Below are 21211 nucleotides of genomic sequence, written 5' to 3' on the forward strand. Positions count from 1 at the left end.
GGATCTAGGCATCCGCGGTCTTTTCGCAGCACCCCGATGCCAGCTCCTTGAGAATCGGGCAGTCCGGGCGGTGATCGCCGTGACAGTGCTCCACCAGGTCCTGAAGGGTGTCGCGCAACCTGGCCAGCTCACGAATTTTCTGGTTCAGTTCGTCGATGTGCTGTCGCGCCAAGGCCTTCACATCGGCGCTGGCCCGTTGTCGGTCCTGCCAGAGGGTCAACAGTTTGCCGACTTCTTCCAGGGAAAACCCCAGATCCCTGGAGCGCTTGATGAACGCCAGGGTGTGCAGGTCTTCGGTGCCGTAGATCCGGTAGCCGCTGTCGGTTCGATGGGCGGCCTTGAGCAGGCCGATGGCTTCGTAATACCGGATCATCTTCGCGCTCAGGCCGCTTTGGCGGGCCGCTTGGCCGATGTTCATCACTTGTCCTCCAGGTGCCCGGGTGTCCAGAATTTCAACAGCAGCGCATTGCTCACCACGCTGACGCTCGACAGCGCCATGGCGGCGCCGGCCAATACGGGGTTGAGCAAGCCGAATGCCGCCAGCGGAATGCCGATCAGGTTATAGACAAAGGCCCAGAACAGGTTCTGGCGGATCTTGGCGTAGGTCTTGCGGCTGATGTCCAGAGCCGCCGGCACGAGCCGTGGATCACCGCGCATGAGGGTAATGCCGGCGGCGTGCATGGCCACGTCGGTACCGCCGCCCATGGCGATACCGATGTCCGCGGCGGCCAGGGCCGGGGCGTCGTTGATCCCGTCGCCGACCATGGCCACCACGGCGTTTTTCTTCAATTCAACGACGATGGCGGACTTGTCTCCCGGCAGCACTTCGGCATGCACATTGGCGATACCCAGCGCCTCGGAAACCACTCGGGCGCTGCCCCGGTTATCGCCGGTGAGCAGGTGACTGGTGATATGCCGTGCGTCCAGCGCCTGCACAGCCGCCAGAGCACCAGGCTTGAGGGTGTCACCGAACGCGAACAGGCCCAGCACGCGGGGCGTGGCGTTCTGTTCGATCAGCCAGGACAGAGTCCGGCCTTCGGTTTCCCAGGCCTGTGCCGACTCGGCCAGCGATCCGGGGGCCAGGCCCAGTTCGTCCAGCAGGCGCCGATTGCCCAGGGCCAGGCGCCGGCCATCGAGGCTGCCGGCGATGCCGCGTCCGGCCAGGGCCTGGCTGTCGCTGACGTTCGGCACATCCAGGCCACGCTCGGCACAAGCGTCCAGCACTGCTTTGGCCAGGGGATGTTCGCTGCCGCGTTGCAGGGCACCAGCCAGTTGCAACAAGGTAGCCTCGTCGCCGTCGAGGGCCGCCAGGTGGGCGATTCGTGGTGTGCCGGAGGTGAGGGTACCGGTCTTGTCGAAGACTACCGAGCTGACTTCATGGGCGCGCTCCAGAGCCTCGGCATCCTTGATCAGAATCCCGTGGCGCGCCGCCACGCCGGTACCGGCCATGATTGCTGTAGGTGTCGCCAGGCCCAGGGCGCAAGGGCAGGCAATCACCAGTACGGCGACGGCATTGATCAATGCCGTCTCCAGCGGCGCCCCATACAGCCACCAGCCCGCCAGGGTGGCCAGGGCCAGCACCAGCACCACGGGCACGAATACCTGGCTGACCTTATCCACCAGTTTCTGGATGGGGGCCTTGGCCGCTTGGGCGTCTTCCACCAGGCGGATGATGCGCGCCAGGACTGTCTCGGTACCCAGGGCCCGTGTGCGTACCAACAGGCGGCCCTCGCCATTGATGGCGCCGCCGGTGACCTTGTCGCCGGGCTGTTTGGGAACCGGCAGGCTCTCGCCGCTGATCAGCGCCTCGTCGGCATGGCTTTGTCCCTCCAGGACTTCACCGTCCACTGGAAAGCGCTCTCCGGGCTTGACCAGCACCACGTCATCGAGGCGCAGGGCACTGATGGCGACGTCCCGTTCCTGGCCGTCGATCACCTGCGTTGCCCGTTCCGGGCGCAGGGCTTCGAGGGCGCGAATGGCGCTGGCGGTCTGGCGCTTGGCACGGCTCTCCAGGTATTTGCCCAGCAATACCAGGGCAATCACCACCGCCGAAGCCTCGAAATACAGATGCGACGAACCGGCGAGCACCCATTCATAGATACTCAGGCCGTAGCCGGCGCTGGTGCCCAGGGCCACCAGCAGGTCCATGTTCCCCGCCCCGGCACGCACTGCCTTGAAGGCCGCGACATAAAAACGCGCCCCGAAAATGAACTGGACCGGCGTCGCCAGGACGAACTGCACCCAGGCCGGGAGCATCCAGTGCACGCCGAATGGCTGCAACAGCATCGGCAGCACCAGCGGCAACGACAGCATGATCGCCAGTATCAGCACCAGGCGTTCTCGGTCCAGCCGACGGATCTGGCTGTCCTGGGGGGGCTCGGCCTGCCAGACGCTGGCGTCGTAACCGGCACGCTTGACTGCGTCGATCAGGGCTTGCGAATCGACCTGGCCGAGCAATTGAAGGTGGGCGCGCTCGTTGGCCAGGTTGACACTGACGCGGTTCACGCCGGGGACTTTGCCCAGGGCGCGTTCGACCCGGCCGACGCATGAGGCGCAGGTCATCCCTTCGATCTTCAGTTCAAGGGTCTGGACGGGCACGCTGTAGCCGGCGTGTTCGACGGCCTGCATCAAGGCCGGCAGGCTCTGTGCCGGGGCCTCGACCCGGGCCTGTTCCGTCGCCAGGTTCACGCTGACGGCGCGGGTGCCGGCGACTTTGCTCAACGCCCGCTCGACCCGACCGGCGCAACTGGCGCAGGTCATGCCGGCGATCGGCAGATTGAACGTGGTGGATTCGGACATTGGTCAGGCTCCCTGTAGTGAATGACTACAGGATCAACCTTGCCATGCTGGCAAGGTCAAGAGCCAGTTCAAACTATCCAGTCATCTGGAAGCGAGCGGCTGAAGGCGCGACCCTATCGCGAGCTGGCTCGCGCCTGCAGGCAGCGCTTCATTCGATCCTGGGGATCAATAACCCAGCGTTGCCTGCTTGAGGTACATGCCTTGCTGATTGGCGGCTATACGGAACTTCAGAATGTCCCCGGCCTTGAGGGTGACGTCTTGCGAGCCTGGCGCGAGCATGCCTGGACTGCATCCCGGCACCTGGCCTGGCAGTAGTTTCAGACGCAAGGAGAATCGTCCTGGCGGCAGGTTGAAGGAGGTACTCGTTTCCTGAAACAGCCTGGCCGTGAGTTGGTCGTCGATATAGATGCCAATCTCGCAGGAAGTCGGTACTTCCAGGCGCTCGCGGGAAATGATCAGCACGCCGTAGTCTTCGCCGGCGGCCGAAGCCTGGGGAACCACTGCTGACAAACCGAGCATGCAAAACAGGCTGAACGCTGACCAGCGCATGACTGAACCTCCGGTGTGAAATCCTTGATGTGTGCAGCTTGGCTGAGCGCGTTGCCGATTGCCAGCCCGGCAGTTTTCGCCAGAACTTGACCTTGCCATGATGGCAAGCTTGAAACTGCCGACAACCTCAACTGCCTAGGAGTCATTTCATGCAAACACTCAATATCCAGGGAATGTCCTGCGGTCATTGCGTCAGGGCCATCACCCAGGCTGTACAGGCCAGGGATCCATCCGCCGACGTGCAGGTGGACCTCGGCGCCAAGACGGTACGGGTCCAGAGTTCCTTGCCGGTCGAGACGCTGGTCGAGGCCATCCAGGAGGAGGGGTACGAGGTCACTCCCGCCTGAATTATTTTTAATCGTTAGCGACCTATCGGAATGTTCAAGGGCGCCCGGCACGGATAGACTGTCGGGCTGCCGACTGACGCCTGAACGGGACGCCCGATGAACCTTCGTATCATTCTGATTCTTGGCGCCTTGAGCGCCTTCGGTCCCTTGGCGATCGATTTCTACCTGCCTGCCTTTCCGGCCATGGCTGCCGCCTTCGGCACTGACGAAAAACATATCCAGCTGACGCTCGCCGCCTATTTCCTTGGACTGTCCATCGGGCAACTGGCCTACGGGCCCGTGGCCGATCGCTTCGGTCGGCGCATTCCATTGCTGACGGGCGTCGGGTTGTTCACCCTGGCGTCCGTGGCCTGCGCCTACGCACCGAGCCTGGAATGGCTGATCGGGGCCCGTTTCGTCCAGGCCCTGGGCGGATGTGCCGGTATGGTGATCTCCCGCGCGGTGGTCAGCGACAAATGCGATGCGGTCGGCTCGGCCAAAGTGTTTTCCCAACTGATGCTGGTGATGGGACTGGCGCCGATCCTGGCCCCGATGCTCGGCGGCCTGCTGGTGAACCTGTACGGTTGGCAATCGATCTTCATCGGCCTGACCCTGTTCAGCGCCCTGGCCGCAACGGCCGTGGCCCTGTGGCTGCCCGAGAGCCTGCCGCCCCACATGCCCCGACAACCATTGTCCGGCGCCTTGCGCCAATATGGTCGGCTGTTGGGCGATTGGGTCTTCCTGGGGCATGCGTTGACAGGTGGGATCGCGATGGCCGGGATGTTTGCCTACATCGCCGGCTCGCCGTTCGTATTCATCAAGCTCTACGGCGTGCCGGCCGAGCACTTCGGTTGGCTGTTCGGGACCAACGCAGCCGGTTTTATCCTGGTGGCGCAGCTCAACGCTCGGTTGCTGTCCAAGCGTGGCCCGGCCTTCCTGCTGGTCCGCGCGGTATGGGTCTACCTGGCCGCCGGCCTGAGCCTCCTGGGTGTTTGCTCCTTGCAGCCTGCGCATTTGTGGCCGTTGCTGGTGCCTCTGTTCGTTTGCATCTCCAGCCTGGGATGCATCATTCCCAACGCGTCTGCATGTGCCATGAACGGCCAAGGTGCCCGGGCTGGCAGTGCTTCAGCCATGCTGGGGTGCCTGCAGTTCTCCGTGGCCGCTGGTTCTGCCGCGCTGGTGGCGGCGTTGCATGACGGTACGGCCGTGCCGATGGCGTTGGTCATCAGCCTTTGCGGACTGTTGGTCGTTGGCACGGCCATGCTGACCCGGCGCTTGCAGGATGCCCGGGTCGTCGGTCGTCAGGACTGATTCAGCCGGCCGCGCGCTGTTGCTGTTCAGGGAATTGGTGCGGCGCGAGAATTCGAGCCTGGAGGGTGGTGGCGAAGGCCTTGGCTTCGGCCTCGGTACGGAAGGTGACGACATGCTGGTCAAGACGCACTTGCCACTGGGATTTTGCCACTTCTTTTATCAGGATCTTCATTGCTGACCTCCTCACGTAAAAGATTGCGTTGCAAAGGCCTCGAGTGTAGACCGGAATACGATCGCAATTGTGACAACGGTCAATTGTCAGACTGACGGTGGCTATTTCCGTCCAGGGGCAGGCTTGCGATGAAAGCGGCACGCTGTCCCGTGCCTCCTCATATTCATCGCAAGCAAGCTGCCATGCCGATCGCTAGAAGCCTTCGAGTACGATCTTGCCCTTGGCCTTGCCGCTTTCCAGCAGCGCATGGGCGCGGCGCAGGTTTTCGGCGTTTATGATGCCGAAGTGTTCCCCGACGGTGGTCTTCAGGGTGCCGGCGTCGACCAGCGCGGCGACACGGTTGAGCAGGCGGTGCTGTTCAATCATGTCTGGCGTTTCGAACAGCGAGCGGGTGTACATGAATTCCCAGTGCAGCGACAGGCTTTTGCGCTTGAGTTTGGTTACGTCCAACGCCTTGGGATCGTCGATCAGCGCCAGCTTGCCCTGGGGGGCCAGGGCCTCGACCAATTGCTCCAGATGCTGGTCGGTCTGGGTCAGGCTGGCAACGTGGGTCACTTGGGACTGGCCCGCTGCTTTCAGTGCTTGGCTCAACGGTTGGCTGTGATCGATCACCAGGTCGGCCCCCAGGCCCCGTACCCACTCCTGGGTCTGTGGCCGGGAAGCGGTGCCGATGACCTTCAGCCCGGTGAGCCGGCGAGCCAGTTGCGTCAGGATCGAACCCACGCCTCCCGCGGCACCGACGATCAGCAGGCTCTGGTCGCTGTTGTCCTGGCCTTCGCGGATCTGCAGCCGTTCGAACAACAGCTCCCAGGCGGTTATGGCTGTCAATGGCAGTGCGGCCGCCTCGGCAAAACCGAGGGTCACGGGCATGTGGCCAACGATGCGCTCGTCCACCACGTGCAATTCACTGTTGCCACCCGCCCTGGCGATGGAACCGGCGTAGAACACTTTGTCACCGGCCTTGAACAAGGATACTTCGCTGCCCACGGCCTTGACCACACCGGCCACGTCCCAGCCCAGCACCTTGGCGGCGCCACCTTCAGGCGAGACATTCTGGCGGACCTTGGTGTCGACCGGGTTGACCGAAATGGCCTTGACTTCCACCAGCAGGTCCCGGGGACCTGCGACAGGTTCGGGTAACTCGATGTCCTGCAACGATTCCACGTCGGTGATCGGCAGCGAATGGTAGTAGGCAATGGCTTTCATGAAGCGGCTCCGTCAGATGATTGGATGCCGCCAATGGTTAGCTATTTATCGACGCGATAAAACCGGCTAAAAGAACAGGCTCTTTCAATATTTTTTTGATAATGGAGTCGCCATGCTTCGATTCGATGACCTGCAGCTCTTTGTCCGGGCGGCGGATCTGGGCAGCCTTTCTGCCGCGGCCAGGGTCATGGACCTGTCGGCAGCGGTGGCCAGTGCCGCATTGAAGCGGATCGAGCAGCATCTTGGGGCCCGGCTGTTGGCCCGTTCGACCCGCAGCCTGCGCCTGACCGCCGAAGGGGAGAGCTTCCTCGAATATGCCCGGGCCGCACTGAGCAGCCTCGACGAGGGACGGCGATTGTTGACCAGTGGCCAGGACCGGGTCAGTGGTGTGCTGCAGCTGTCCGCACCCTCGGATCTGGGGCGCAACCTGCTGCTGCCCTGGCTGGACGAATTCCAGGGCGAGCATCCCGGGCTGACGGTGCGGCTGTTGCTGGGGGATCGGATCGCCGACCTGTTCAAGCAACCCGTGGACATCGCGCTGCGTTATGGCGAACCGGAGGACTCTAGCCTGGTGGCCCTTGCGGTCGCGGCGGATAACCGCAGGGTGCTATGTGCTGCGCCGGACTACCTGGCCCGCCATGGCGAACCTCGTCAGCTGGAACAACTGGCCCAGCACAATTGCCTGTTGTACATGCTCGGTACCCGGGTCCATGACCGCTGGTGCTTTCATGACGGTAAGCGGGAAGTGAGTCTCACCGTCAGCGGGGACCGCTTCAGCGACGATGCCGACGTGGTGCGACGCTGGGCGGTGGCCGGGGCGGGCATCGCCTACAAGTCGTGGCTGGATGTCTCGACCGATGTGCTGGCCGGACGCTTGAAGATCCTGCTGCCGCACCTGCAATGCGAGCGTGCGCCGCTGAATCTGCTGTGTGCTCATCGGGCACAGTTGAGCAAGCCCATCAACCTGTTGCGGGAAATGCTCCAGGCCCGCTGTGGACATTTGACCGCGCAATTTCCGCGCTCGACAGAGGATGACCAATAGTCGCGGGCAAATAGAGAATTTTCCCTCATGAACAATCGCCTCCAAAGGTTTCCGGAGGACAGGAAAGCTTGGTCGCCACGCTTATACTAACGGCCGCCTGAATCGACACGGCACGGGGGAAGCATTGTCCCGTCGATGCATCGATGCCGTCGGTTCCCGCGGTCGGGCCGCCTTGGGCGGCGCCTCATGACGGGTCACCAGGCCCCAGAGCAGTAGACGAATGATTCAACAGGGAGTGAATACATGGAACATGCACCTTGCATCAGCCAGATCGCCACGCTGCTGGCCGACCCAAAGCGCAGCGCAATGATGTGGGCGCTGATGGACGGCACGGCGCGGCAGGCTGAAGAGCTGGCTTTGCTGGCCGGGTTATCGCCGTCCTCGGCCAGTGCTCATCTGGGGCGCCTGTCCGCCGGTGGCCTGTTGAAAGTCGAAGCCCGGGGACGCAAACGGTTTTTCCGCCTCGCGGCACCCGAGATCGGCGCGGCTGTCGAGGCCCTGGCCAGCGCCACGCTCGCCAGCACACCGCGACAGATCCCGGAGGTCTTCAAGCGAGGGGTGATGCCAACCAAGGCGCCGTCGGCCCCGGCCTCGTTGTTGCGGGCCAGGCTGTGTGACGATCACTTGGGAGGCACCCTGGCGGCCGACCTGTACCAGCGCCTGCTGGATGCCGGCTGGATCGAGCAGTGCGACCAGCGTGTCATCGTCACCCACAAGGGTTCCAGCCAGTTGGCCGGTCATGGCCTGTTCATCCAGGCCCTGGCCCATCGCAATGCCCGCACCGCCTGCGCCTGCCCCGATTGGAGCGAACGCCGTCCGCACCTGGGAGGCGCCCTGGGGGCTGCGTTGCTGCAATTGTTCATGCAGTCCGGCTGGTTGAGCCTGCCCAACGACTCACGCGCCTTGCAGGTGACGGTGCTCGGCCAGCAGGAAATCCATCGTTTCGCCAGGCAGGATGCCCTGGAAATGGCGCTCTAGGGCTATCGAAAGGTCGTATTCAGCAATAGCCAGCCGCGAGGTTCGCGCACACTCGGGCCGACGATCATCGGACTTGGGGACGCAATATGGACACTCACCGTTACAGTGCGGCAGAACGCTTGGAGCGGCTGCCCATCAGCGGATATCACCGGGTTATCTTCATCATCATCGCCCTGGCGTTTTTCTTCGACTCGATGGACCTGGCCATGATGACCTTCCTGCTGGGCTCGATCAAAGTCGAGTTCGGCTTGAGCACTGCCCAGGCGGGACTGCTGGCCAGCTCCAGCTTCTTCGGCATGGTGGTGGGGGCGTCGTTATCGGGGATGCTGGCTGATCGGTTCGGGCGCAAACCGGTGTTCCAGTGGAGCATCGTGTTGTGGGGCGTCGCCAGTTACCTGTGCTCCACCGCCCAGGACATCGAGACACTGACGCTGTTTCGCATCCTGCTGGGGATCGGCATGGGCATGGAATTTCCGATTGCCCAGTCCATGCTTTCTGAGCTGATCCCGGCCAGGCAGCGGGGACGCTACATTGCCTTGATGGATGGCTTCTGGCCGCTGGGCTTCGTGGCGGCGGGGGCGCTGTCGTATTTCCTGCTGCCGGTGATCGGCTGGCGCGACATCTTTCTGGTGCTGGCGGTACCGGCGGTGTTCGTCCTGGTGATTCGCCTCTTCATTCCCGAGTCGCCGCGCTGGCTGGAACAAGCCGGGCGGGATGGCGAGGCGGACGCCGTGCTGGGACGAATCGAGGACAAGGTCCGGCGCTCCCTGGGGAGCCAGGCACTGCCGGAGCCGATCCGGCTGCCGAGGCAGGTGGATGCGCCGGGCACGTTCTTTTCGGCGCTGACGCGGATCTGGTCACCGTTGTATCGCCAGCGCACGATGATGATCTGGAGTGTCTGGTTCTTCGCCCTGCTGGGATTCTACGGGCTGACATCCTGGCTGAGCGCGCTCCTGCAGCAGTCGGGGTTTGCCGTGACCCAGTCGGTGTATTACACCGTACTGATTTCCCTGGGCGGGATCCCGGGGTTCCTGATGGCGGCCTGGCTGGTGGAACGCTGGGGACGTAAGCCCGTGTGTGTCATGACCCTGTTGGGCGGTGGCGTAATGGCGTTTCTCTATGGGCAGAGCGCGGTGTTCGGCGGCAACGTTGGCCTGTTGATCGGCACCGGTCTGCTGATGCAGTTCTTCCTGTTCGGCATGTGGGCGGTGCTCTACACCTACACGCCGGAACTGTATCCCACCTCGGCGCGGGCCACGGGCTCGGGCTTTGCCTCCGCGGTCGGTCGCATCGGCTCGTTGCTCGGGCCACTGGTGACCGGTCTGGTATTTCCCATCACCGGACAGGGCGGTGTATTCGCTTTGGGCGCGCTGTGCTTCGCCGTGGCGGCCGGAGTGGTGTGGTTGTTCGGGATGGAAACCCGGGGCAGGACCCTGGAAGAATTGAGCGAAGCCACCAGGTAACGAACACGACCGTGGCGAGGGGAGCAAGAGTACTCGCCACAGGTCTTTTTCTGTGGCGAGTCGCTCATTGTGAGGCTTAAGGCTTGACCAGGCGTGCATCCAGGCTGTTTTGCGCCAGACGCCTGGCCTGGTCCTGGGTCATGCCCAGATGAGTGTGCAGCGCGTGGAAGTTTTCCGTGACGTAGCCGCCGAAGTACGCCGGATCGTCCGAGTTGACGGTCACCTTCACGCCACGCTCGAGCATGTCGAGGATATTGTGCTGCGACATGTCGTCGAACACACAGAGCTTGGTATTGGACAACGGGCAGACCGTCAGCGGAATCTGCTCGTCGATGATCCGCCGCATCAACCGCTCGTCTTCGATGGCCCGCACACCGTGGTCGATGCGCTGGATCTTCAGCAGGTCGAGGGCCTCCCAGATGTATTCGGGCGGGCCCTCCTCGCCTGCGTGGGCCACGGTCAGGAAACCTTCGTGACGCGCGCGGTCGAATACCCGCTGGAACTTGCTCGGTGGATGCCCCATCTCGGAGCTGTCCAGACCCACGGCCACGAAGGCATCGCGGAAGGGCAGCGCCTGGTCGAGGGTTTTCTCGGCCTGTTCTTCGCTCAGGTGACGCAGGAAGCTGAGGATAAGGCCACTGGTGATGCCCAGTTGCTGTTCACCGTCCTTGAGGGCGGCGGCGATACCGTTGAGCACCACTTCGAAAGGAATGCCACGGTCGGTGTGGGTCTGTGGGTCGAAGAACGGCTCTGTGTGGACCACGTTCTGCTCCTTGCAACGGAGCAGGTAGGCCCAGGTCAGGTCGTAGAAATCCTGCGAGGTGCGCAAGACGTCGGCGCCTTGGTAATACAGGTCGAGGAACTCCTGCAGGTTGTTGAAGGCATAGGCCTTGCGCAGGGTGTCGACGTCGCTCCACGGCAGGGCGATCCTGTTGCGTTCGGCCAGGGCGAACAGCAGCTCGGGCTCCAGCGAGCCCTCCAGGTGCAGGTGTAGTTCAGCCTTGGGCAGGGCGTTCAGCCAGTCGTACATGTTCTTTTCTCATCAGCGAATCGATGGCAGCCATTCTACAGAGGCTGGCCGTAATGTCTGGTAAAACCTGACCGGCCGATCCACTGTCTGGGCAAGGCTGCGCACCGCGAGCCTCGCGGGTCGATGAATCGGAGGAAACGTTCGTAGCCCCCCACAGTCTAGTAGCTCATGACTCCGCGCACAGTGCAGGCCTGGGATGTCCTCATTGATCAAGCAAGAAAAACTGTTGTTGCTGGCGCTTCTGGCGGCGCTCGTCGCCTATCCGCTGGAACACTGGCTGTTGGGCGGTGGCCGGATCGTTGCGCTGACGGGTGGGTTGGTCCTGATCGGCTTCATTATCGCGGCGTCCATGCGCGTGGCCCATCACGCCGAACTGCTGGCGGAAAAGGTCGGCGATCCATACGGCACCATGATCCTGACCCTGTCGGCGGTACTGGTAGAGGTCGTGGTCCTGGCGATCATGATGAGCAACCAGGCATCTCCCACTCTGGTGCGGGACACGATCTATAGCGCAGTGATGCTCGACATCAATGGCATCCTCGGGCTCGCCGCGCTGATGGGTGGGCTCAAGCATGGCGAGCAGGTCTATAACGACGATTCGGCACGCACCTACAGCGTGATGATTCTCACCGCCATGGGCGTTTCGATGGTGGTGCCCGAATTCATTCCCCAGGAAAACTGGAAGCACTATTCGGCATTCACCATCGGCGCGATGATCGTGCTGTACACCCTTTTTCTTCGCATGCAGGTCGGACCTCACAGCTATTTCTTCAGCTACAGCTATCCGGAAAAGCGCCGCCGGAAAGAACCGCTGGAGAACGAGCCCAAGCCCATCAGCCTGGCGTTTTCCATCGGTGCGCTGGTGTTTGGCGTCGTGCTGATCGGCGCGCTGGCCGAGGTCATGTCCAAGGCCATCGACCTGGGCCTGGAGGGCTCAGGCGCACCGCCGGTGGTCACCGCGATACTGGTGGCGGCCATTTCCGCCGCACCGGAAATCCTCACCGCCCTGCGCGCCGCTCTCGCCAATCGGATGCAGTCGGTGGTGAACATTGCCCTGGGGGCTTCGTTATCGACGGTGATCCTGACAGTGCCGGTGATGGAGGCCATGGCGCTCTACTCCGGCCAGCCTTTCCAGATGGCGATGACCCCGGTGCAGACAGTAATGATCTTCATCACCCTGATCGTCAGCGCCATCAACCTCAACGATGGCGAAACCAATGCCATCGAAGGCATGACTCACTTCGTCCTGTTCGCGACCTTCATCATGTTGTCGCTGCTGGGCCTCTAAGGCCTGCTCGCGACAGCAGTGTGCATCGCGAGCAGGCTTCAGTTCAGATACCCGCGATCAGTTCCCGCGCCGCCTGACCGTGGTCGGCAATCAGCCCCTTCAGATCGAGCCCCTCGACCTGGCCGTCGATGACGCGCCATCGTCCGCCGATCATCACCCGATCGGCCCGGTCCGCGCCGCACAGCAACAAGGCTGAAATCGGATCGTGGCTGCCGGAAAAGCGCAGCTCGTCGAGCTTGAACAGGGCCAGGTCAGCCTGTTTGCCTACCGCCAGTTCGCCGATGTCGCTGCGTCCGAGCAACTGCGCCGAGCCCCGGGTTGCCCAGCCCAGCACCCGTTCTGGCGTGATTGCCTGTGCGCCGTAGCGCAGGCGCTGGATGTACAGCGCCTGGCGGGTTTCCAGGATCATGTTCGAGGCGTCGTTGGAAGCCGAACCGTCCACACCGAGGCCAAGGGGGGCGCCGGCGGCGGTCAGCTCGACGGTGGGGCAGATACCCGAGGCCAGGCGCATGTTTGAGCTGGGGCAATGGCAGATGCCGGTGCCGGCGGCGCCAAGGCGAGCGATTTCGTCGGTGTTGAAATGAATGCCGTGGGCCAGCCAGGTGCGAGGACCGAGCCAGCCGACGCTGTCCAGGTAGTCCACGGTACGCAGGCCGAAACGCTGCAGGCAGAAGTCTTCCTCGTCGAGGGTCTCTGCCAAGTGTGTATGCAGGCGGACATCGAGGCTGTCCGCCAAGTCGGCGCTGGCTTTCATGATTTCGGGGGTGACCGAGAATGGAGAGCAGGGCGCCAGGGCGATCTGGACCTGCGCGCCGTCGCCGCGCTCATGGTAACGCTCGATCAAGCGCTGGCTGTCATCGAGAATTACCTGGCCCTGTTGCACCGTCTGCTGCGGCGGCAGGCCACCGTCGGCTTCGCCCAGGCTCATGGAACCGCGGGTCAGCATCGCGCGCATGCCCAGTTCGCGGACACTGTGCACTTGCACGTCGATTGCGTTTTCCAACCCTTCGGGGAACAGGTAATGATGGTCGGCGGCCGTGGTACAGCCCGACAGCAGCAATTCAGCCAGTGCCACTCGGGTCGCCAGGGCAAGTTTTTCCGGCGTCAGCCGCGCCCACACCGGATACAGGGTTTTCAACCACGGGAATAATGGCTGGTTGACCACCGGCGCCCAGGCGCGGGTCAGCGTCTGGTAGAAATGGTGATGGGTATTGATCAAGCCCGGCAGCACGACATGGTCGCGTGCATCGAAGACGTTGTCCCAGGGAAGGGAAGGGGATTGGCCCGCGCTCAGCAGTTCGACGATCACACCGCCTTGCAGGACGAGGCCGCCACGGGCGTCGAGGTCGTTGGCCGTGAAGATGGCGAGGGGATTTTTCAACCAGGTACGGGTCGCAGGCATGGTGGCCGGCTCCTCTGAAAGTGGGTTCAGGTTAGCCAGCTCAGTGATGCCCTGTCTGCTGATCCAGGGTCGCCGTTGGGGGCGAAGCGCGAGTTTACTCAGGTTGCCGGACACATTTCCAATGCCGGGCCGCGTGCTCCTGGGCAGGCGGGCTTACTCGCGAATGTGCAAGGGCACCCGGCGTTGATGCCGGCTGGCCCGTTGTCTTGGCAAGTAAGCCTATTGCCAATGTCCGTCATTACCAGGGGATGGTTTCGCCCTTGTAGTTGACGAAGTGATGTCCACCCTTGCCGGCAAAGGCGTTGACCTGGTCGATCAATCCACGAGTACTGGTTTCGACGTCGATATCCGCCCCTTCACCGCCCATGTCGGTTTTCACCCAGCCCGGGTGCAATGACAGTACCGTCAATGGCCGTCCGCCCAGTTGGGTAACGAAGCTGTTGGTCATGGAATTGAGCGCGGCCTTGCTGGCCTTGTACAACGCCAGTTCCGGCGCGTCGGGCATGGTCACGCTGCCCAGGACCGAACTCATGAATGCCAGGACGCCGCTGCCTTCGCGGATCTGGCCAACGAACCGTTGGGCCAGGTTGATCGGTGCCACTGCGTTGGTAAAGAACAACTGGCCGACTTCGGCCAGCGTCGCGCCGCCGGGGTTCTGGTTGTCCGGGCCTTTGACGCCCGCGTTGACGAACAGAAGATCATAGGTTTCGCCCTTGAGCTGTTGGCTCAGGGCGATTACGGCTTGCTGGTCATCCATGTCGAGTTTTTCTATTCGAACCGGGCCCAGCGCCTTCAATGCCTGCGCGTTCTGCGGATTGCGTACGGTGGCGGTCACGTTCCAGCCATCGCTCAGCAACGTTTTCACCAGGCCAAGGCCCAGCCCCCGAGAGGCGCCAATGATCAGTGCGTTTTTTGCCGAATTCATGGGGAGCATCCTAGAAAGAAATGGTCACGGATTTAATGGACAACGTTGCCCGAGCCGTTGTTTCAGCTCGTGACGCAAAGCGTCGAGTTCGTTCATGCGGGTTTCGATCAGGTTCAGTTTGTTCTGCAGCAGTTGAGCCACGGCGCGGTCCGGGTCAGGTGCCTGCCGCAGGGCGGCGACGCTGCTGCCGATCTCGCCGAGGGTAAAGCCCAGGCGTTGAGCTGTCTTGATATAGAGCACCAGTTGCACCATGTCGGCGGGGTAGTCGCGATACCCATTGGCGCTGCGGCCCGCCGCAATCAGTCCGCGCTGCTCGTAGAAGCGCAGCGTGTCACGACTCACGGCACAGGCCTGGGCTAGTTCACCGATTCGCATGGCAATCTCCGGAAAGCTTGACCCTGGAGCTTACTCCAGGCTTTAGTCTTTTCGCTCCTTGATTATCTGGAGCAATGCCTATGTGGACTTCACTGCAATTTCGTCGCGTGGTGCTCGGTGGCGCCTGGTACGACCTGATCGTCACTGCGGCATTCGCCACGCCATGGAGTTTCGCCGCTCTGCACGGCTGGTTGCTGGGCGCGACCCAGATGCTCGGCCTGCCTGGAGAGTTGCCCCCGTTTGGGGTCATGCACCTGTTGGTGGCCAATCTCTTGGGCTCGATCGTTTGTGTATGGTCGGTACTGCGGATTCGGGATCCGCGGCCACTGTACGGGCGGTATGACGCCGTGGGGCGGTTGCTGTTTGCGACCTGGATGCTTTACGCGCTGCTGCATGGCGCCAGCGCGCTGGTGTGGGTATTTCTGTTTTTCGAGTTGATGTGGGCCGTCGTCCAGCTGTTGCCTGTACGTGGCGAGCAAGCTCGTTTTGTCCATGGGGGGAATGGTTAAAAAGTGAGCAAGCGCTTGAGAACCATGCATTTCCTGGGGTCGCGGGAGACATGAACGGGTTATCCACAGCTTGCTCCACAGTTATTGTGTGAAAGCCCGAGACTCGGGCATAAGCGTTGGCCGGCTTTCTTCCAAAAGTGATAACCCCCTGCAAGCGTTTGTTTTATGGATGGAATTTGGATTGGCCAGGCGCTTGGACGAAAAATGAGCAACCCTCGCAAAGCCGCATGACAGAAGGGTTGCAAAGGAATGTGCTCAGGTTATCCACAGCCGGCTGCACAGTGGTTGTGGGCAATTTTGATCAGGTATTATCAGCGCCGTCGGTTCGCACCAGCACAATTCGGCCGCGACTCAAGTCGGCCAGTTGTGCCTGCAAGGTCTGGATCTGGGCTTCGGCTACCGCCAGCTGCAACTCCACACCGTTGGCGGTGAATGATTCGTTGTTTATCAGTCCGCCAGATTCGGCGACACGCAGCTTCAACAGGGCCAGCTCTGCGAACGCGCAGGTACAATGCAGCGCCACGCGGCTGATCAATTCTGTCTTGTCGGCACTCTGCAGGCACTTGTTCGCGCCGCCGCCATAAGCCCGCGCCAGCCCGCCCGTGCCCAACTGGATCCCGCCGTACCAACGGATCACCAGCACCACGACCTGATCGCAAGCCTGGGCTTCGATGGCGGCCAGGATCGGCCTTCCAGCGGTTCCACCCGGTTCCCCATCATCGTTGCTGCGATATTGATCGCCCAGTTTCCACGCCCAGCAATTATGCGTTGCGTCCAGGTCGCTGTGCTGCTCGATGAAGGCCTGGGCCTCGGCGGGACTGGTGATGGGGGCGGCGAATGTAATGAAGCGGCTTTTGCGAATTTCTTCGCGGTACTCGCAAAGGCCGACAAGGGTAAAAGGCATGCTGGAACTCAGAGGATGGGGGTAAGGCCGCAGCCTTTGAGAATGATGCGGATCAGGTTGTCGCCGGCCTCGATCATGTCCTGTTTGGTCAGTTTGCTACGTCCCGTCACGCGGCATATCTGGGTGGCGAAGTCGGCGTAGTGCTGGGTGCTGCCCCATAGCAGGAAGATAAGATGTACCGGATCGACCGGATCCATCTTGCCGGCATCGATCCAGGCCTGGAACACCGCTGCACGACCCTTGAACCAGGCACGGTAGTCCTGGTTGAAGTATTCGGTCAGGCATTCGCCGCCACTGATCACTTCCATGGCGAAGATCCGCGAGGCCTGGGGGTGGCGGCGGGAAAACTCCATCTTGGCGCGGATGTAACGGGTCAAGGCTTCGGCCGGATCATCCTCAGCCGTGAGGGTGTTGAAGGTGCTGTCCCACAATTCGATGATGTTGCTCAGGACTGCGACATACAGCCCGAGTTTATTGGTGAAGTAATAGTGCAGGTTCGCTTTGGGCAGTCCGGCATTCAGGGCGATCGTGTTCATGCTTGTGCCTTTGAATCCGTGCCGGGCGAATTCATCTTCAGCGGCCTTGAGGATGGTCTCTTCGTTCTTTTGACGAATTCGGCCGGTGGGCTTGCCACCGTGGGCAGGGACTTCGAAGGTCATGGACGTTTCCGAACTGGGTCTGTGGGGCAAGCAAATGCGTTGATAGCGCACCGGCGATGATCCGACAAGTGCCGTTGTGACAAAAGCCTTTCAGTTATCGCTGGGCAAACCCTGCCCACGCATCTGCGAGGTGTCAGCGGGTAGCCGCGAGATTCTCGAGAAAACTCTCCAGCACCAGATGAGGACGTCGGCCCTTGCGCGTCACCGTCACCAGGCTCAGGTCATAAAAGCGTTCCCTGGGTTTCAGGGCGCGCAACCGGCCTTGCTGGACCCAGAGGTTGGCGTAGTGATCCGGCAGATAGCCGATGTAGCGCCCGGTGAGAATCAGGAACGCCATCCCTTCGCGGTCCGATGCGCTGGCAGTGCAGTTGAGTGCCTGGTAACGGGCCTGGATTTCAGCAGGCAGGCGGAACGTCGGCGCGATGGCGTCCTGGCTGTTCAGGCGCGCTTCGTCGAGCTGCAGGTCATCCACATAAAACAGCGGATGCCCGACGGCGCAGTAAAGCAGCGAGCGTTCGCTGTAGAGCGGCTGGTACTCCAGCCCGGAAAGGGGGCTGGCCTGGGGCACTACGCCGACATGCAGGCGCCCGTCGAGTACGCCCTGCTCGACTTCGTTAGGGGCAATCATGCGAATCTGGATCTGTACGTCGGGCCCGCGCTCCTTCAACTGAGCCAGGGCATGGGTGATGCGCATGTGAGGCAGGGTGACGAGATTGTCGGTCAGGCCGATGATCAGTTCGCCACGCAGGTGCTGGTGGAGGCCGTTGACCTCGGTACGAAAGCTTTCCAGCGCGCTCAGTAGCTGCAGCGCCGATTGATACACCTCGCGACCTTCTTCCGTCAGCGAGAAGCCGGCTCTTCCGCGCTGGCACAGGCGCAGCCCCAGCCTTTGCTCAAGATCGCTCATCTGCTGGCTGATGGCCGAGCGGCCAATACCCAGCACGGTTTCCGCCGCAGAAAATCCTCCGGATTCCACTACGCTTCGAAAGATGCGCAGCAAGCGGATATCGAAATCGCTGACCTGGGCCAACGGATCGGGGCGGCGAACGCTCATAGTTTAGTGAACCGCTGACTGAAGGTTAGAAAAGTTGAATTTCACCGACTTTATCCCCGTGGCAACGTAGTCGCAACCACACTTCCGTCTTAATGCTCTATTCCTTGCGAGGTTTTGTCGATGAACATGCCCGAACACGCTGGTGCTTCACTGGCCAGCCAGCTCAAGCTCGATGCCCACTGGATGCCTTACACCGCCAACCGCAATTTTCTGCGCGATCCTCGTCTGATCGTCGCGGCCGAAGGCAGCTGGCTGGTCGATGACAAGGGGCGTAAGGTGTACGACTCGCTGTCGGGGCTGTGGACTTGTGGCGCCGGGCACACTCGCAAGGAGATCCAGGAGGCGGTCGCCAAACAGCTGGGAACTCTCGATTACTCGCCAGGTTTCCAGTACGGCCACCCGCTGTCGTTCCAGTTGGCGGAAAAAATCACCAGCCTGACGCCAGGCAACCTCAACCACGTGTTCTTCACTGACTCGGGTTCCGAGTGCGCCGATACCGCCGTGAAAATGGTACGTGCCTACTGGCGCCTCAAGGGTCAGGCGACCAAGACCAAGATGATTGGCCGAGCCCGTGGTTATCACGGCGTCAACATCGCGGGCACCAGCCTGGGTGGCGTGAACGGCAACCGCAAGTTGTTCGGCCAGCCCATGCAGGATGTCGACCATCTGCCCCATACCCTGTTGGCAAGCAACGCCTATTCCCGTGGCATGCCGAAGGAGGGCGGTATCGCTCTGGCCGATGAGCTGCTCAAGCTGATCGAGCTGCACGATGCTTCAAATATCGCCGCAGTATTCGTCGAACCGATGGCCGGGTCCGCCGGTGTGCTGGTGCCGCCTGAAGGTTATCTCAAGCGCCTGCGGGACATCTGCGACCAGCACAATATCCTGCTGGTATTCGACGAGGTTATCACCGGTTTCGGCCGTACCGGTTCGATGTTCGGTGCAGATAGCTTTGGAGTGACCCCCGACCTGATGTGCATTGCCAAGCAAGTCACCAACGGTGCTGTTCCCATGGGCGCGGTCATCGCCAGTTCCGAGATCTACCAGACCTTCATGAACCAACCGACCCCCGAATACGCGGTGGAATTTCCCCACGGTTATACCTATTCGGCACACCCAGTGGCGTGCGCTGCGGGCCTGGCGGCGCTGGATTTGCTGCAGAAGGAAAACCTGGTGCAGAGCGTGGCCGAGGTCGCGCCGCATTTCGAAAATGCCCTGCATGGCATCAAGGGGGCGAAGAACGTCATCGATATTCGCAATTTCGGCCTGGCGGGAGCGATCCAGATTGCACCGCGGGATGGCGATGCAATCGTACGTCCGTTCGAGGCGGGCATGGCCCTATGGAAGGCCGGGTTCTACGTCCGTTTCGGCGGCGATACCCTGCAGTTCGGGCCGACGTTCAACAGCAAGCCTCAGGACCTGGATCGTCTATTCGATGCGGTTGGTGAAGTGCTGAACAAGCTGGACTGACATTCTCTTCTTTATACATTCAATGATGGGCGCCCGGGCACGGGCGCCTGTGGATAATTTTCGGAGATCTCCATGAGCCTCATCCCGCATTTGATCAATGGCGAGTTGTTGAGTGACAGTGCTCGTACGGCCGATGTATTCAACCCATCCACCGGCCAGGCGATCCATAAAGTGCCATTGGCCGACAATGCCACCATCCAACAGGCTATCGACGCAGCCAATGCGGCATTCCCTGCCTGGCGCAAGACGCCGGCGGCCAAGCGTGCCCAGGTGATGTTCCGTTTCAAGCAACTTCTTGAGCAGAACGAGTCGCGTATCGCGCAACTGATCAGCGAGGAGCATGGCAAGACGTTGGAAGATGCGGCTGGTGAGCTCAAGCGTGGTATCGAAAACGTCGAGTTCGCCTGCGCCGCACCGGAAATTCTGAAGGGCGAATACAGCCGCAACGTAGGCCCGAACATCGATGCCTGGTCGGACTTTCAACCGCTGGGTGTCGTGGCGGGGATCACTCCGTTCAACTTCCCGGCGATGGTCCCGCTATGGATGTACCCGCTGGCGATCGTTTGCGGCAACTGTTTCATCCTCAAACCCTCCGAGCGCGATCCGAGCTCGACCTTGCTGATTGCGCAACTGCTTCTGGAAGCCGGGCTGCCCAAGGGCGTATTGAGCGTGGTGCATGGCGACAAGGTTGCGGTGGATGCGCTGATCGAAGCGCCGGAAGTGAAGGCGCTGAGTTTTGTCGGTTCGACGCCGATTGCCGAATACATCTATGCCGAGGGCACTCGGCGTGGCAAGCGCGTCCAAGCGCTGGGCGGAGCGAAGAACCACGCGGTGCTGATGCCGGATGCGGACCTGGACAATGCGGTCAGTGCCTTGATGGGGGCTGCCTATGGCTCCTGCGGCGAACGTTGCATGGCTATTTCGGTGGCTGTCTGTGTCGGTGACCAGGTGGCGGATGCGCTCGTGAGCAAGCTGGTTCCGCAGATCCAAGCGCTGAAGATTGGCGCCGGCACCTCGTGCGGTCTGGACATGGGGCCGTTGGTGACTGGACAGCATCGCGACAAGGTCAGCGGTTATATCGAGGACGGTGTGGCATCGGGTGCGACGCTGGTGGTCGATGGTCGTGGCTTGAGTGTGGCCGGGCACGAAGAAGGTTTCTTCCTCGGAGGTTGCCTGTTCGATCGCGTGACGCCCGAGATGCGCATCTATAAGGAAGAGATCTTCGGGCCGGTGCTGTGCATTGTCCGGGTCAATAGCCTGGAAGAGGCCATGCAACTGATCAATGATCATGAATATGGCAACGGCACTTGCATCTTCACCCGTGATGGTGAGGCGGCGCGGCTGTTCTGCGATGAGATCGAGGTCGGCATGGTGGGCGTCAACGTACCGTTGCCTGTGCCTGTGGCCTACCATAGCTTCGGCGGTTGGAAGCGTTCGCTGTTTGGCGATCTGCACGCCTACGGCCCGGATGGCGTGCGTTTCTATACTCGACGCAAGGCCATTACTCAGCGCTGGCCGCAGCGCGCCAGTCATGAGGCTTCGCAGTTCGCGTTTCCCAGCTTGTAATTGAAAACACAGAGGCCGGCGCCGCAGGGCGCCGGCCTCTGTGTTTTCACGGCTTTTTAACCGATATGACAGAATTATGAAAATAGCTGTTGACGGCAGATTCTGAGTCTCTATAATTCGCCCCACTTCCGGCGCAGTCGAAACGGAAAACTTCTTGAGATTCAATAAGTTATGAAGTTTTCG

At 61.6% G+C, this 21211-nt stretch carries 21 protein-coding genes; 9 read left to right on the forward strand and 12 right to left on the reverse strand.

Features of this window, described 5'->3' with window-relative positions; genetic code table 11:
- Nucleotides 1-4 precede the first annotated feature (4 nt).
- From cueR to BLP99_RS15150, 3 genes are all read right to left on the reverse strand, one after another.
- A complete protein-coding gene (cueR, locus tag BLP99_RS15140) occupies nt 5-418 on the reverse strand; it encodes a Cu(I)-responsive transcriptional regulator (RefSeq protein WP_092180688.1) in 414 nt (137 codons plus the stop codon).
- Nucleotides 418-2799, reverse strand: coding sequence for a heavy metal translocating P-type ATPase (locus BLP99_RS15145; RefSeq protein ID WP_092180691.1), 2382 nt, complete (start codon nt 2797-2799; stop codon nt 418-420). The genes cueR and BLP99_RS15145 overlap by 1 nt, the downstream gene beginning before the upstream one ends.
- Before the next feature lie 165 nt (nt 2800-2964).
- Complete coding sequence (locus tag BLP99_RS15150) at nt 2965-3348, reverse strand: hypothetical protein (protein ID WP_072397801.1); 384 nt, start codon at nt 3346-3348, stop codon at nt 2965-2967.
- A 149-nt stretch (nt 3349-3497) separates the two neighbouring features.
- Between BLP99_RS15150 and BLP99_RS15155 the strand changes: the two genes are divergently transcribed.
- On the forward strand, nt 3498-3695 hold the full coding sequence (locus BLP99_RS15155; RefSeq protein ID WP_092180694.1) for a heavy-metal-associated domain-containing protein: 198 nt from the start codon (nt 3498-3500) through the stop codon (nt 3693-3695).
- 96 nt (nt 3696-3791) lie between these two features.
- A complete protein-coding gene (locus BLP99_RS15160; RefSeq protein ID WP_072397799.1) occupies nt 3792-4985 on the forward strand; it encodes a multidrug effflux MFS transporter in 1194 nt (397 codons plus the stop codon).
- A 1-nt stretch (nt 4986) separates the two neighbouring features.
- On the opposite strand, the gene BLP99_RS26420 is transcribed toward BLP99_RS15160, so the two are convergent.
- Together BLP99_RS26420 and BLP99_RS15165 are read right to left on the reverse strand one after the other, a co-directional pair.
- Nucleotides 4987-5157 carry a hypothetical protein gene (locus BLP99_RS26420; protein WP_165887848.1) on the reverse strand — a complete coding sequence of 57 codons (171 nt, stop codon included), beginning with the start codon at nt 5155-5157 and terminating at the stop codon, nt 4987-4989.
- A gap of 192 nt (nt 5158-5349) precedes the next feature.
- Nucleotides 5350-6363 carry a zinc-binding alcohol dehydrogenase family protein gene (locus BLP99_RS15165; protein ID WP_072397798.1) on the reverse strand — a complete coding sequence of 338 codons (1014 nt, stop codon included), beginning with the start codon at nt 6361-6363 and terminating at the stop codon, nt 5350-5352.
- Nucleotides 6364-6475: 112 nt separating this feature from the next.
- On the opposite strand from BLP99_RS15165, the gene BLP99_RS15170 reads away from it, so the two are divergent.
- From BLP99_RS15170 to BLP99_RS15180, 3 genes are all read left to right on the forward strand, one after another.
- The gene (locus tag BLP99_RS15170) at nt 6476-7405 is read left to right on the forward strand and encodes a LysR family transcriptional regulator (protein WP_072431741.1); all 930 of its coding nucleotides are present in this window, start codon (nt 6476-6478) and stop codon (nt 7403-7405) included.
- Nucleotides 7406-7648: 243 nt separating this feature from the next.
- Nucleotides 7649-8383, forward strand: a complete 735-nt coding sequence (locus BLP99_RS15175) for an ArsR/SmtB family transcription factor (protein ID WP_072397796.1) — start codon at nt 7649-7651, stop codon at nt 8381-8383.
- 86 nt (nt 8384-8469) lie between these two features.
- Nucleotides 8470-9846: an MFS transporter gene (locus BLP99_RS15180; protein ID WP_092180697.1), complete on the forward strand. Its 1377-nt coding sequence runs from the start codon at nt 8470-8472 to the stop codon at nt 9844-9846.
- A gap of 76 nt (nt 9847-9922) precedes the next feature.
- Here BLP99_RS15180 and BLP99_RS15185 read toward each other — a convergent pair whose 3' ends face one another.
- Complete coding sequence (locus BLP99_RS15185) at nt 9923-10876, reverse strand: adenosine deaminase (protein WP_072431743.1); 954 nt, start codon at nt 10874-10876, stop codon at nt 9923-9925.
- A gap of 196 nt (nt 10877-11072) precedes the next feature.
- Between BLP99_RS15185 and BLP99_RS15190 the strand changes: the two genes are divergently transcribed.
- Nucleotides 11073-12164: a calcium:cation antiporter gene (locus BLP99_RS15190; protein ID WP_072397793.1), complete on the forward strand. Its 1092-nt coding sequence runs from the start codon at nt 11073-11075 to the stop codon at nt 12162-12164.
- Nucleotides 12165-12207: 43 nt separating this feature from the next.
- On the opposite strand, the gene BLP99_RS15195 is transcribed toward BLP99_RS15190, so the two are convergent.
- The 3 genes from BLP99_RS15195 to BLP99_RS15205 form a co-directional block, all read right to left on the reverse strand.
- Nucleotides 12208-13566: an 8-oxoguanine deaminase gene (locus BLP99_RS15195; protein WP_092180700.1), complete on the reverse strand. Its 1359-nt coding sequence runs from the start codon at nt 13564-13566 to the stop codon at nt 12208-12210.
- A gap of 238 nt (nt 13567-13804) precedes the next feature.
- Nucleotides 13805-14491: an SDR family oxidoreductase gene (locus tag BLP99_RS15200; protein WP_072397791.1), complete on the reverse strand. Its 687-nt coding sequence runs from the start codon at nt 14489-14491 to the stop codon at nt 13805-13807.
- Nucleotides 14492-14515: 24 nt separating this feature from the next.
- Nucleotides 14516-14866, reverse strand: a complete 351-nt coding sequence (locus BLP99_RS15205) for a MerR family transcriptional regulator (RefSeq protein ID WP_072397790.1) — start codon at nt 14864-14866, stop codon at nt 14516-14518.
- Between the two features lie 80 nt (nt 14867-14946).
- Between BLP99_RS15205 and BLP99_RS15210 the strand changes: the two genes are divergently transcribed.
- A complete protein-coding gene (locus BLP99_RS15210; RefSeq protein ID WP_072397789.1) occupies nt 14947-15375 on the forward strand; it encodes a hypothetical protein in 429 nt (142 codons plus the stop codon).
- A 301-nt stretch (nt 15376-15676) separates the two neighbouring features.
- On the opposite strand, the gene BLP99_RS15215 is transcribed toward BLP99_RS15210, so the two are convergent.
- The 3 genes from BLP99_RS15215 to BLP99_RS15225 all read right to left on the reverse strand — a co-directional run bounded on the left by BLP99_RS15215 (nt 15677) and on the right by BLP99_RS15225 (nt 17992).
- Nucleotides 15677-16279 carry an IMPACT family protein gene (locus BLP99_RS15215; protein WP_072431745.1) on the reverse strand — a complete coding sequence of 201 codons (603 nt, stop codon included), beginning with the start codon at nt 16277-16279 and terminating at the stop codon, nt 15677-15679.
- 8 nt (nt 16280-16287) lie between these two features.
- A complete protein-coding gene (locus BLP99_RS15220) occupies nt 16288-16938 on the reverse strand; it encodes a TetR/AcrR family transcriptional regulator (protein WP_072397787.1) in 651 nt (216 codons plus the stop codon).
- A gap of 133 nt (nt 16939-17071) precedes the next feature.
- Nucleotides 17072-17992, reverse strand: coding sequence for a LysR family transcriptional regulator (locus tag BLP99_RS15225; RefSeq protein WP_072397786.1), 921 nt, complete (start codon nt 17990-17992; stop codon nt 17072-17074).
- Nucleotides 17993-18112: 120 nt separating this feature from the next.
- Between BLP99_RS15225 and BLP99_RS15230 the strand changes: the two genes are divergently transcribed.
- Both BLP99_RS15230 and BLP99_RS15235 read left to right on the forward strand, forming a co-directional pair.
- Entirely contained in the window at nt 18113-19462 is a 1350-nt protein-coding gene (locus BLP99_RS15230) for an omega-aminotransferase AptA (protein WP_072431746.1), read from the forward strand.
- A 72-nt stretch (nt 19463-19534) separates the two neighbouring features.
- The gene (locus BLP99_RS15235; RefSeq protein ID WP_072458595.1) at nt 19535-21028 is read left to right on the forward strand and encodes a CoA-acylating methylmalonate-semialdehyde dehydrogenase; all 1494 of its coding nucleotides are present in this window, start codon (nt 19535-19537) and stop codon (nt 21026-21028) included.
- Nucleotides 21029-21211: the final 183 nt, after the last annotated feature.

The sequence above is a fragment of the Pseudomonas sp. NFACC32-1 genome, from assembly GCF_900101215.1.
Classification (GTDB): Bacteria; Pseudomonadota; Gammaproteobacteria; order Pseudomonadales; family Pseudomonadaceae; genus Aquipseudomonas.

Excerpts from the sequence above, each read along its gene's own strand:
- cueR (WP_092180688.1), bottom strand. The coding sequence starts at position 418 with ATGAACATCGGCCAAGCGGCCCGCCAAAGCGGCCTGAGCGCGAAGATG.
- BLP99_RS15145 (WP_092180691.1), bottom strand. The coding sequence starts at position 2,799 with ATGTCCGAATCCACCACGTTCAATCTGCCGATCGCCGGCATGACCTGC.
- BLP99_RS15150 (WP_072397801.1), bottom strand. The coding sequence starts at position 3,348 with ATGCGCTGGTCAGCGTTCAGCCTGTTTTGCATGCTCGGTTTGTCAGCA.
- BLP99_RS15155 (WP_092180694.1), top strand. The coding sequence starts at position 3,498 with ATGCAAACACTCAATATCCAGGGAATGTCCTGCGGTCATTGCGTCAGG.
- BLP99_RS15160 (WP_072397799.1), top strand. The coding sequence starts at position 3,792 with ATGAACCTTCGTATCATTCTGATTCTTGGCGCCTTGAGCGCCTTCGGT.
- BLP99_RS26420 (WP_165887848.1), bottom strand. The coding sequence starts at position 5,157 with ATGAAGATCCTGATAAAAGAAGTGGCAAAATCCCAGTGGCAAGTGCGT.
- BLP99_RS15165 (WP_072397798.1), bottom strand. The coding sequence starts at position 6,363 with ATGAAAGCCATTGCCTACTACCATTCGCTGCCGATCACCGACGTGGAA.
- BLP99_RS15170 (WP_072431741.1), top strand. The coding sequence starts at position 6,476 with ATGCTTCGATTCGATGACCTGCAGCTCTTTGTCCGGGCGGCGGATCTG.
- BLP99_RS15175 (WP_072397796.1), top strand. The coding sequence starts at position 7,649 with ATGGAACATGCACCTTGCATCAGCCAGATCGCCACGCTGCTGGCCGAC.
- BLP99_RS15180 (WP_092180697.1), top strand. The coding sequence starts at position 8,470 with ATGGACACTCACCGTTACAGTGCGGCAGAACGCTTGGAGCGGCTGCCC.
- BLP99_RS15185 (WP_072431743.1), bottom strand. The coding sequence starts at position 10,876 with ATGTACGACTGGCTGAACGCCCTGCCCAAGGCTGAACTACACCTGCAC.
- BLP99_RS15190 (WP_072397793.1), top strand. The coding sequence starts at position 11,073 with ATGTCCTCATTGATCAAGCAAGAAAAACTGTTGTTGCTGGCGCTTCTG.
- BLP99_RS15195 (WP_092180700.1), bottom strand. The coding sequence starts at position 13,566 with ATGCCTGCGACCCGTACCTGGTTGAAAAATCCCCTCGCCATCTTCACG.
- BLP99_RS15200 (WP_072397791.1), bottom strand. The coding sequence starts at position 14,491 with ATGAATTCGGCAAAAAACGCACTGATCATTGGCGCCTCTCGGGGGCTG.
- BLP99_RS15205 (WP_072397790.1), bottom strand. The coding sequence starts at position 14,866 with ATGCGAATCGGTGAACTAGCCCAGGCCTGTGCCGTGAGTCGTGACACG.
- BLP99_RS15210 (WP_072397789.1), top strand. The coding sequence starts at position 14,947 with ATGTGGACTTCACTGCAATTTCGTCGCGTGGTGCTCGGTGGCGCCTGG.
- BLP99_RS15215 (WP_072431745.1), bottom strand. The coding sequence starts at position 16,279 with ATGCCTTTTACCCTTGTCGGCCTTTGCGAGTACCGCGAAGAAATTCGC.
- BLP99_RS15220 (WP_072397787.1), bottom strand. The coding sequence starts at position 16,938 with ATGACCTTCGAAGTCCCTGCCCACGGTGGCAAGCCCACCGGCCGAATT.
- BLP99_RS15225 (WP_072397786.1), bottom strand. The coding sequence starts at position 17,992 with ATGAGCGTTCGCCGCCCCGATCCGTTGGCCCAGGTCAGCGATTTCGAT.
- BLP99_RS15230 (WP_072431746.1), top strand. The coding sequence starts at position 18,113 with ATGAACATGCCCGAACACGCTGGTGCTTCACTGGCCAGCCAGCTCAAG.
- BLP99_RS15235 (WP_072458595.1), top strand. The coding sequence starts at position 19,535 with ATGAGCCTCATCCCGCATTTGATCAATGGCGAGTTGTTGAGTGACAGT.